At 74.0% G+C, this 11,063-nt stretch carries 5 protein-coding genes; all 5 read right to left on the reverse strand.

The features are described 5' to 3' along the window. Window positions 1–44 precede the first annotated feature (44 nt). Window positions 45–626, reverse strand: coding sequence for a PAS domain-containing protein (locus PV796_RS00380; protein ID WP_274910675.1), 582 nt, complete (start codon window positions 624–626; stop codon window positions 45–47). Window positions 627–1,086: 460 nt separating this feature from the next. Beyond that, complete coding sequence (locus tag PV796_RS00385) at window positions 1,087–3,864, reverse strand: ATP-binding protein (RefSeq protein ID WP_274910676.1); 2,778 nt, start codon at window positions 3,862–3,864, stop codon at window positions 1,087–1,089. Beyond that, window positions 3,854–6,613 (reverse strand): helix-turn-helix transcriptional regulator, encoded by a 2,760-nt coding sequence (locus PV796_RS00390; RefSeq protein ID WP_274910677.1) that lies wholly within the window; start codon window positions 6,611–6,613, stop codon window positions 3,854–3,856. The genes PV796_RS00385 and PV796_RS00390 overlap by 11 nt, the downstream gene beginning before the upstream one ends. 101 nt (window positions 6,614–6,714) lie before the next feature. After that, window positions 6,715–9,615: a helix-turn-helix transcriptional regulator gene (locus PV796_RS00395; protein ID WP_274910679.1), complete on the reverse strand. Its 2,901-nt coding sequence runs from the start codon at window positions 9,613–9,615 to the stop codon at window positions 6,715–6,717. Between the two features lie 388 nt (window positions 9,616–10,003). Further along, window positions 10,004–10,759 carry a thioesterase II family protein gene (locus PV796_RS00400; protein ID WP_274910680.1) on the reverse strand — a complete coding sequence of 252 codons (756 nt, stop codon included), beginning with the start codon at window positions 10,757–10,759 and terminating at the stop codon, window positions 10,004–10,006. Between the last annotated feature and the right edge of the window lie 304 nt (window positions 10,760–11,063).

The following is an 11,063-nucleotide window of genomic DNA, read 5'->3' on the forward strand; positions in this document are numbered from 1 at the left end:
ACGACACGGGCGGGAGGGCGCGGCGGGCGGCGGGCCCGTCGGGGTCACTTGATGAAGTCGTCTACGACCTTCGGCGGCCAGGTGCCGACGTTCAGGATGCCCATTGAGTAGGCGCGGGAGACCAGAGCGGCGCGGTTCGGCACTCTCAACTTCCGCAGTAGGCCGGTCACGTGGTACTCGACGCCCTGGCGGCTGAGGTAGAGCCGCGAGGCGAGCGGGATGGTGGACAGCCCGGCCGCGATGCCTTCCAGGATCCGCGCGTCGATCTCGGTGAGGAACTTCTTCTGGCTGGTCACGACCCCGGCGTCAGAGGAGCCTGGCTCGTCGGGCGAGTCCATGAGCACCAGGATCGCGGCGACGTCCGGGGTGGCGCCGGTGACCGCGGAGGCGGTGAGGGTGCCGGCGAAGGCCGCGTCCTCGGCGCCGACGGCGACCACGTGCGAGGCGAAGCGGTGCCGCTTGCCCTCGATCAGTCGGGAGAACTGCCGCATCAGCGGCTGCTGGACGCTGGGGTGCATGAGCTCGCGGAAGCTGCGCCCGCAGACGTCGCCGGCGGAGTTGCCGAAGCGGCGGCGGAACTCCTGGTTGGCCTGGTTGATGGTGAGGTCGCGGTCGAGCGACGCCATCAGCCCCGGGCTCCCGGGCCCCCCGGCCGGTGCGGATATCACCCCGCCGTTCGTACTGTTAGTCGATTCAGTGAGGTGAGCGATGGTCACGAGACCTGCCATCCTTTCGGATAACCCCCGTCATTTTCCGCGTTTCCAAGAAAACGGAATCTGAAAATTCGTTCAAAGTTCGATGCGCTTCATGCCGCAGAGTTCCGATTTCCTTGAAACTGAGCGTAGTTAGACGCCGCTCGGCACGTCAACGTGGCGCATCTCCGCACCCTTAAATCCGTGGTCCGCACTTCACGGGGTTCGGTCCGCAAGAACGGAGCTGCGGTAGGCCAAAGGCGACACATCGGGCATGACCGTTCGCGAGAAAGCGCGCACTCCGCTTCCGCTTGAGGTTTCCCTGAGGTTGCGGACATGCCCGTACGGGCGCGGTGCCGGTATACGGCGGCGGCCGGAACGAGCCGCCGGGCGATCACCGGGCGGGCAACGCGTTCACCAATTCACGGCGGCCGGAGACGCCCAGCTTCCGGTAGGCACTGGTGAGGTGCTTCTCCACGGCGCGGGAACTCACGCCGAGTTCGGTGGCGATGGCCTGGTTGGTCAGACCGCGGCCCACGAGGAGGGCCACCCGCCGCTCGCTGGGGGTGAGGGCCGCGGTCGGCGGCGTGCTGGCGCTACCCAGGCCGTGCTCGGCCCGTTCGGCGAGCCAGGGCACACCGCAGGTCGCGGCGATCCGTGCGGCCTCCCGCAACACCGCCTCGGCCTCGGGCCCGCTGCGCAGCCGGCGCCCCAACACCACGAGGGTACGGGCGAGTTCCACCTCGTACGGCGAGGTGCGCAGCACGGCGACGGCCTCCCGCAGCAGGTCGATCCCGTCGCCCTGGAGCAGCCAGCCCTTCAGGCGCAGCGCCCGGCCCAGGGCCGTCGGCGCGCCCCAGTCCCGGGCCCAGCCCAACTCCTCCTCGGCGAGGCGCAGCGCGGCCTCGCTCTCGCCGAGCCGCTGGTGCAGACCGATCGCATACGGCCGCCAGGGCAGCAGCGCGGAGTTGCACCACCCCGCGGTCTCCAGGCGACGACCGCAGGCGAGCAGCCCGTCCAACGCCTCGCGCCCCAGACCGCGTTGGGTGTCGACGCCGGCGCGGAGGATCTCCCGGGTGGCGGTGAGGGCGAGCCCGGCCGGCCGGCGCTCGCGGGTGCGGTCCAGGAGGCGCTCGCTGAGGTCCTGGTCGCGCAGTTCGAAGGCAACCGAGGCATGCAGCAGCGCCGCCGGTTCCGACCAGGCGTCCGCCTCCCTGGTGAGGGCGCGTTCGACGTGTTCCCGGGCGGCGGCCGGGCGGCCCTGGGCCATCAGGACGAAGGCCCGCTCCGCCGTCAGCAGCACGTCGTCGGCGCCGGTCGAGTACAGGCGCCGGGTGCGCTGTTCGCTCGACAGCCAGCAGGCGACGCCCCGCACGGACTCGGCGACAAACAGCGCGATCATCACCAGCGGCAGGGTGGTGTGGGCGTGGGCGGCGGTGGCCGGTTCGCGTTCGAGGATGCGGTTGCCGGTCCGGGAGACCTCCTCGGCTCCGAGCCGGCCGCTCAGCGCCCCCGCGCACAACAGGACGGAGACCAGCTCCCGTTCCGCGACGGTGTCCACCGGTGGCGTCGGCCCCATGCCCCGCAGGCGTGCGACGGAGGCGGCCAACTCGACGGGGTTCTCGTGGCCGGCGTGCCGCAGCCGCGCTTCCAGGCGCAGCGCGAGGTCGCCGGCGCTCTCCTCCTCTTCCCCGCCCGGTCCGTCGAGCGCCGCGGCGGCCCGTCGCAGTAGTTCCACGGCGGACGGGGTGGGGGCGGCAAGGAGGTTCGGCGGGAGGTGCAGGGCGGCGACGGCCCGGTCCCGCGGGGTGCCCAACAGGGCCACGGCCTGGCTGACATGGCGCTCGCAGGCGTCGGGCGCGAGGGCGCGTTCGGCGGTGGCCAGGTCCATCAGGAGCCGGGCGCGGCTGTCGTCCTGGGTCCGGTGGTGCAGCAGGGCCCGCCGCAGGTACCGGGCGGCGTCGGCGGGGCGGCCGGCGCGCTGTGCGTTGAGGGCCGCGGCGCGCAGGACGGTCTCCGACCAGGGCCGGCCTGGGTGGACCACGGCCAGCAGGTGGGCGGCGACCTGTTCGGTGGGGCGCCCGCAGCGGTACAGCAGATCGGCGGCGGCGTTGTGGGAGCGTTCGCGTTCGCTGAGGGTGAGGAGGGAGTCCGCGGCGTCGCGGACGACGCCGTGGACGAAGCGGACGTCCCGTCCGCGGGCGAGCAGGCCGGCCTCGACCAGGGCGCGGCGGGCACCGGAGAAGCCGATCTCGTCGACGCCGGCGAGTTGGGCGAGGAGCGCGGGGTCGCTGTGGTCTCCGAGGGCGGCGACGGCGTTGGCGACGCCGCGGGCCGGTTCGGACTGGATCCGCAGGTGGCCCGCGATCCGGTCGCGCAGCGCCGGCGGGCTCAATTTCCTGACGGTGAGGGCGAGTTCGGGTGCGTTGGGTAGGGGGGACGGGCCCAGGGCGCTCCGGAAGGCGGTGAGAAACAGCGGGTTGCCGCCGGACGCATCGTGCAGGGCCCGCACCAGGGCGTCCTGCGGCGGGCGTCCGTGCGGCCCGGTGAGCAGGGCGCGGGTGGCGTCCCGGGACAGTGGGGGCAGGCGCAGTACGGCGCGGGCGGCGCCGGCGACCTCGCGCACCAGTGGGTGGCGGGCCCGGTGGTCGCCGTCGGCGAGGGTGTACACCAGGAGCGCGCGCAGGCCGTGCAGGCGTCGGGCGAGGTGGGCCAGCCAGCGCAGGGAGGGGGCGTCGGCCCACTGGAGGTCGTCGACGAGGATCAGCAGCAGCCGGCTGCGGGCGGCGTCGGCGAGCAGCGCGTGCGCGGCTTGGAGGACGGCTTCGGAGACGGCGGGGTCGGGGGTGTCCAGGTGGTGGTCGATGCCCACGGGGCGGCTGGAGTGCTCGGCGTCGGCGAGGCATCCGGGGTGTCCGGTGCCGTCGGCCGTGGCCGGCAGGCGGTCGAAGAGCTGGCGGGCGACGCCGAAGGCGTAGTCGCGTTCCCGCCAGGCGGCGCTGGCCCGCAGGACGCGGGCGTCGTCGCCGGCGAGTTCGGGCAGCCGGCGCAGGAGTTCCGAGCGTCCGCTGCCGAGGGGGCCGGTGATCAGGAGGAGCGAGGGGACGCCCCGCTGCGCCGCGTCGAGGGCGGCCCGGAACCGGGCCAGTGCGTCCTCCCGTTCAAGAAGCATCCGCGACCGGCCCTTCCAACGCCGCCAGCAGTCGGTAGAGCTCCTTGCGGCCACCGATCTGGAGCTTGCGGTAGACGTTGCTCAGCCGGAGCTCCACCGTGCGCCTGCTGACGGCGAGTTGCTCGGCGATCTGGCGGTTGCCGTGGCCGCGGGCGGCGAGCAGCACGGTGCTCTTCTCCGCCTCGGTCAGGGCGCGCCATCCGGGTGGGACGACGGCGGGCGACACGGCGGGGACGGTGAGGGCCGGGATGGTCAGGGCGCGGACGGCGGTGGCGAGGCGGCTGGCGGGGTGAGCGACGGCCGTGCGGGAGACCTCCTCCAGGCAACGGACGGCCGCGGCGCTGTCCCCGTGGGCCGCTTCGGCGCCTACTTGGCGCAGCCGGCTCCAGAGGTAGGCCAGTCGGGCCGGCGAGTCGCGCAGCAGGGCGGCGGTCTCGCGGGCGCGCCGGGCGGCCCGGTCGCGGTCGTCGTCGAAGAGGCGCTGGGTCCACAGGCGGGCGCTGCCGCGGGCGCCGGCGGTGCCCCAGTGGTCGGCGAGGGACAGCTCCTCGTCGCGCAGGCGGTGGGCCTCGGTCCGGTCGCCGGTCTCCAGGCACGCCTCGGCGGCCAACGGGCGCCAGCCCAGCACGGCCGGGTTGGTCCACCGCCGCCGCAGCAGCCGGCGCCCGCACTCCCGGGACAGCCGCAGGGTCTCGTCCCAGTCGCCTTCGTCGGCGGCCAGTCGGGCGCGGGCGAAGAGCAGCGAGGGCCACCACGCGCCTTCCTCGCCGTCGGCGGGCACGAGGGTCTCGGCGAGTTGACGCGCCCGGTCGGCGCGCCCGGCCTCGATGCTGACCACGATGCGGGTCGCGATGAGGTTGGGCAGTGCATGGGAGTGCCAACTGGTCGGCGGCAGCGCGCGTTCGGCACTGTCCAGGTCGCGTTCGGCGGCCTCCAGCCGGGCCGCGCACAGGTGCAGTCGGGCGCGTAGGGCCAGCACGCGGGCGGCGATGCTGCGCAGGTGGGCGTGGCGGGCGGTGGCCAGCAGGGCGTCGAGGGCGTCGACCGCCTCGTCGTGGTCGTCGGTGGTCAGCAGTGCCGCGCAGGCGGCCAGGCGCGGCATCAGCAGGCCCTCCCGGGCGTCTCCGGTGAGGGCGATCCGTGCCAGCTTCCGGGCCTTGTCCGCGCCCTCCCCCACCGTGGCGAGCTGCCAGGCGCGGGCGCCCGCCTGGGCCGGGGACACCGGGCGGTCGGGCAACGGAGGCACCTCGGGGACCATCGGCTCGTCGTCGTCCTGGGGGGTGGCCAGCCAGAACAGTGCGACCAGTTCCTCACGGTCGGTGGGCCCGGCGACCGGCAGGGTCTCGCCCGCGGTGCGGCGCGCCCACTCGCTGTTGCCCCGGGCGAACCCCAGGTCGATGGCGCGGGAGCACAACCCCACGTCCTGCGGCGGGAGTTCGGTGGTCGCGGCGCTGCGGACCAGTTCGCCCAGGCGCCGGTCGCTGGCTTCCGGTCGGGCGACGGCCTCGACCGCGGCCAGTTCCAGCGTCAGCCGGCTGCGGGCGCGGTCGTCGAGGGGTTCTCGCAGGGCGCGGGACAGGCAGGCGCAGGCGCGGTGATGGTCCTCCCTGCGCAGCGCGGCGGCGAAGCTGCGGCGCAGCAGGGGCACGACCCAGGGCGTGCCGAGCTGCGGTGAGCGCAGCACCAGATGGGCGATGTCCTCGTCGTTGGCGCCGGAGCCGTGGGCGAGTTGGGCCGCGCGGGAGTACAGGTCGGCGCGCTCGGCGGCGGGCATGTCCTCGATGACGCGCGCCTTGGAGGCGGGGAAGCGGATGTGCACCTTGTCGCCGACGGAGACGGTCAGGCCGACGCTTTCCAGCAGGGTGCGGATGCGGTCCTCCGGCATGGTGCGGGAGCCGGCGAGGGCGCGGACCCTGGGGAAGTCGAGCAGGTCGCCGCAGACGGCCAGGGCCCGCAGGACGGCGCTCGCCTCGGTGGGCAGGCCGTCGAGGGCGCGCACGGTGTGGTCGCCGACGACGCCGGCGGTCAGGGCGTGCAGTTCGGGCAGTCGGTGGGCGACCGGGGCCAGGCCGAGGTCGGTGAACTCGCGCAGCACGTCCCGCAGGACGGCCGGGTTCCCGGCGGTGGCGGAGGTCAGCGCGGCCACGAACTCCTCGTCGCCGGGGACGCCGCAGCACGCGCGGACGGTGGCCGCGACGCCCCGGTCGGTGAGCGGCGGCACCACGACGCGCTGGACGGGGGCGGCGGTCCGGGACGTCGGGCCGGCGTCCCCGTCGGGGACGAGGGCCGCGCCGCAACTGCTGGCGAGGACCGCGAGCGGGACCTGCGGGCCGAGGCGGCGCAACAGGGCCCCGAGCCAGTTCCGCGAGGCCGGGTCCAGCCACTGGACGTCCTCGATCGCGATCAGGGCGGGTGCGGTACGGGCGGCGCGCAGCACCTGGTCGATCCCGGGCGGTGGTTGGTGGTCGTCGGGGCCGATCAGCGCGTCCTGGACGGCGTCGTCGACGTCGGGCAGGGCAGCCAGGAGTTGCAGGACCGCGCCGTGCCTCAACTCCCGTTCGGCGGGGGTTGCCTGGGCCCGCAGGACGTGCAGGCCGTCGTGCCCGGCGCGGCACGCGCCCCAGTGGACCAGGGCGTTCTGGGCGTGGCCCGGCCGTCCGGTGAGGGTGAGGACCGCGCCGGCGCCCTGGCCGAGGCGGTGCAGGAGGTCGCGGATGAGTCGCTGCTCCCGGCCGCATTCGAGCAGCATGGTGGGATCGCCGTGAGCGTCCGGTGGGCACTGCGGCTTGCAGGTGATCGGATCGTTCCGCGCCTTGCTCCGGTGCACCGCTACCTCTCGTCCTGTTCGTCTCAACCGCGGCCGCGTGCCTGGGAGACCCAGGCCGGCGACTGTGGGCCGAAGGTGATCCTGGTCTCCAGTACGGCGGACAGCTCCGTCCGGCCGGCGACCCCCAACTTCCGGTAGACGCTGGTGAGATGCGTTTCGATGGTCCGTACGGTGACGAACAGGGTCTCGGCGATGTCACGGTTGCTGACGCCGGTTCTCGCCAGGTCTGCCACCGTGCGTTCCATCCCGGTGAGCATGTCCAGCGGTGAGGTGGCCATTCTGCGGACCCGGCCGCCGGCGCTCACCAGCAGCTTCCGGGCCGTGTCGCCGAGGGACACGGCGCCGCAGCGCTGGGCCAGGTCGGCGGCGGCGCGCAGGTGTTCGCGGGCGGCGCGCTGGTCGTCGGCCTGCAAGTGGGCGTTTCCCAGGAGGAGTTCGGCGCGGGCCTCCATGCCGCGGGCCGGTGAGTCGGCGAGCAGGGCGACCGCCTCCGTGAGGTGCTCGATGCCGGCGCCGTCGGGCCGGGCGACGCCGTGTGCCATGCGGGCCAGGCCCAGGCTGCTGGTGGTGCCCCAGCGCTCGGCCGACTCCAGGCCGAACGCGGCCAGTTCCCGCGCCTGGCCGTGCCGGTCGAGCACGGCCGACAGCACCGCGGCCTCGGCCCACCACGGCACGAACGCCGCGTTGCTGACCCGGGTCTCCTCCAGGGACCGGCCGCAGGTGAGGAAGACGGTGAGGGCGCCGTGCAGGTCGCCGCGGGCCCAGCGGGCGTGGGCCCGGGCCATCAGGTACCAGTGGTACTCGATGACGAAGCGTTCGAGCCGGTCGCGGGTGATGCCGTCAAGGACCCGTTCGGCCCGCTCGGGCTCGCCGCGGTCGACGAGTGCGGTGGCCAGGGCGACGCGGGGCAACACGGCGCTGTCGCCCCAGCGTTCCTCGCCGATGATCTCCATCGCGGTCTGGGCGTCGGCGAGGGCGTCGGGGAAGGCGCCCACGTCGTGATGGAGCAGGGCGCGGGTGGAGAGCGCCAGGACGTAGGTCCAGACGGCCGCGTTGTCCTGGCCGTATTGGAGCATCAGGTCCAGCGCGTACTGGGCGTCGGTGATCTCGTCGGCGAGGGCCAGCGCGAAGGAGGCGGGGAGCAGCGACCAGGGTTCCCGTTCGACGCCGGGTGCGCGCAGTGCGCGCCGGGCCTGGTCGGCGGTGGCCCGGGCGTCCCGGCCGTCCATGGCGGTCAGCACGGTCGCCATGGTCAGCAGTTGCCGCTCGGCGGGGGTGTCGCCGGGCGGCGCGGTGAGCCGGGCCGCCCGTTCGCGGACGGTGCCGATGGTGGCCTTCTCGTCGGCGCCGACGATGAGAAGGGCGGACTCCACCAGGGTCCGCAGTTCCCGGTCGGCGGGGCCCGGTTCGGGGCCGAGCGCGGCCTCCAGTTCGTCGAGCGCCTCCGCCAGCATGCGCGCACCGGACGGGGACTCCTGCACGGCGAGGCAGGTGAAGCCGTACTGCACGGCGACCTGGGCGCGGGTGCGCACGTCGGTGCCGAGCGCGCGGGCCTCCTTGAGGAGGCGGATGGCCTCCGGCGGGTTGATCTCGGCGAGCGCGCGGGCCATGTGGATGCGCACCGCGACGTTGTCCGGCTCCACCTCCAGGACCCGGTAGAGGCAGCGCACGCCGGCCTCCGGTGCGCCGCGGCTCTCGGCCTGGGCAGCGGCGTCGCGCAGCACCCCGGCCATCCAGGGCTGGTCGAGCTCGGGGAGCAGCATCAGTTGGCCGGCGAGTTCCTCGGAGGGCCGGCCGGCGTCGCTGAGTAACAGTGCGGCGCCGGTGCGCAGTTCGGCGAGGGCGGGCGGGGCGATGTCGTCGAGCACGGCGGAGCGGACCACGTCGTGCACGAAGTCGATGCGGTCGGTGGCCAGGATGCCGGCCCGGCGGAGCACCAACAGGGCCTCGTCGGCGGTGGCGGCGGGGACGCCGGCGAGGGCGGCCAGCAGTTCGGTGCACTCCTCGCCCAGTACGGCGAGCGCGCGGGCGACGTCGCGTACCCAGGGCGGTCGGCCCGCCAACAGGCTGCGCACGGAGCGGGCGAGGACGTGACCGCCCACCTCGGCGGCGCGGCGCTCCCCGGCATCGTCCGGTACGACGCCCTCGGTGCGGAGTTCGTCGAGGAGGCGGGCGAGGGTCAGCGGGTTGCCTCCCGAGACGGCTCCGACGCGTTCGACGAAGGACGCGGCGGCCGGGCCGGGGAAGAACCGGCGGACCAACTCCCGTACGGCGTCCGGCCCGAGCGGGTCCAGCCCCAGGACGGTCGGGCGGCGCTGGGCTGTGAGGTCGGCGAGGACCGCGGGTGCGACCGGTTCGGCCTCGCTGCGCAGGGCCAGGACGACCAGCAGCGGCAGGTCCTCGGCGCGCCGCAGCAGGAAGTCGATCCAGGCCAGGGAGCGTTCGTCGCACCAGTGCACGTCGTCGAGGACGAGGACGAGCGGCCGTTCGGTCATCAGACGGGCGGCGAGCCAGTACAGGCCGTGCAGCACCGGGTAGGCGGCGGTGGCGGCGTCGTGGCCGGCGGGGTCGTCGGTGAGGGCGGGCAGGGCGCGCGCGGCCAGCCCCGTCAGCAGCGGCGAGTGCCGGGCCGCGTCATCGCTGAGGCCGAGCCCGCCGAGGAGTTCGCGGACGCCGCCGTATCCGGCGCCCGCGACGGTCTCGCCGCAGGTGCCGTGCAGGACGGTCATGCCGCGGCAGGCACCGCCGGCGGTGAAGGCCCGCAGCAGGCTGGTCTTGCCCATGCCGGCGGGGCCGTGCAGCAGTATCAGGCCGGCCCGTCCGGCGCGGGCGGCCTCGGCGTGCCGGGCGAGGGTACGCAGTTCCTCGTCCCGTCCCACCAGCGTGGTCAGTAAGCTGGGCGAACCGGGCTGATTCCGCGTCACGCGTTCCTCCACCTGGGGTGAGAACAGGAGCCGACCTCGCGCCGTCACTTCCAGGACCGTGGCGCCCCGGTTGCGCGCACGGCCGGACCGCCCGGGCGTCACTCTCGGAGCGTGCCAGCAGCACACTCAGTAATGCCCCACCACAAGATCATATGATGCTGTGCGGGGTGAACGGGACGGACCTGTCTGACATTTGACGGTCTCCGTACAGAATGTCGACGGTCCACCCGGTAAACGGAACGGGTCGTCCGCGCGCCAGGCGCCATGGACGCCTCCTCGCGGATCACCACGGCGCGGGTCATCGGGTGCCTGGCTTCGCCCGCCAGACACGTGGGATCCGTCCCGGCGCCGGCCGCTGCCGACTGCCGGGAATGGCGAATGCGGCCCGCTAACCGTGGGCGGTGAAGTGCTCGCGCAGCAGCCCGAGGACCTCCGCTGCGGCGGAGCTGACGAAGAAGTGACCGCCGGGGTAGACCCTGAGGTCGAAGGTCCCGGTGGTGTGGCCGCGCCACGCCTCGGCCTCGTCCAGGGTGGTCTTGGGGTCGCGGTCCCCGGTCAGGGCGGTCAGCGGCGCCCGGACCGTGACGTCCGGACCGCAACGGTAGGTCTCGATGGCCTGGTAGTCGCTGCGGATCGCGGGCAGGATCATCCGCAGGATCTCCTCGTCGCCGAGCAGCGCGGTGTCCGTCCCGGCGAGCAGCTTCAACTCCTCGACGATGCCGTCGTCGGACCGCTGGTGTACGGCCTCCTCGCGCACCCGCGCGGGAGCCCGACGGCCGGAGGCGAAGAGGTGGGCCAGTTCACCGCCCTCGGCCTCGAACCTGCGGGCCACCTCGAAGGCCAGGGTCGCGCCCATGCTGTGCCCGAAGAACGTGCTCGGCCGCTCCTTCAGCAGCGGCCGCAGCGCCTGGTACACCTGGTCGGCCAGGGCTCCGAGGTCACCGACGCCGGCCTCCTTGCGCCGGTCCTGACGTCCCGGGTACTGGATCGCGAACACCTCGGTGACCGAGGAGAGTTGGGCGGAAACGGGGAAGTAGAAGGAGGCCGAGCCGCCCGCGTGCGGGAAACAGAAGAGCCGGGTGGGGGCGTTTGGCGCCGGGTGGAAGCACCGGGCCCACAAGCTCTCCTCAGTAGGCGTCGTCATGGGGGGACCTCCTAGGGACGAACCGAGCGGCACACGCCTCCCGGCAACAGCGGCCGGACGCCTCGGCGGGGACCTGCCGCGACATCCCGGGTAGCGCACCGCCGCTGCGGCACGGACGCATGAGCACACCGTAACTCTGCGGCCCGCAACGGGTTTTCCGAGCCGCGGAATTCATTGGACATGATCGGACTGTGGGTGATTCCCTAGTTCTTTGCCTTTCTTCGGAAGAGGCCGGTAAGGGCCTCACGGTGGCCGGAACCGCACGTCCGGCCACCGCGCCGCGGCGTTCCCGCCGCGGAACCGC

Source organism: Streptomyces sp. WZ-12, from assembly GCF_028898845.1.
Classification (GTDB): domain Bacteria; phylum Actinomycetota; class Actinomycetes; order Streptomycetales; family Streptomycetaceae; genus Streptomyces.

Coding starts and splice junctions, on each gene's coding strand:
- PV796_RS00380 (WP_274910675.1), bottom strand. CDS start 626: ATGGCGTCGCTCGACCGCGACCTCACCATCAACCAGGCCAACCAGGAG.
- PV796_RS00385 (WP_274910676.1), bottom strand. CDS start 3,864: ATGCTTCTTGAACGGGAGGACGCACTGGCCCGGTTCCGGGCCGCCCTC.
- PV796_RS00390 (WP_274910677.1), bottom strand. CDS start 6,613: ATGCTGCTCGAATGCGGCCGGGAGCAGCGACTCATCCGCGACCTCCTG.
- PV796_RS00400 (WP_274910680.1), bottom strand. CDS start 10,759: ATGACGACGCCTACTGAGGAGAGCTTGTGGGCCCGGTGCTTCCACCCG.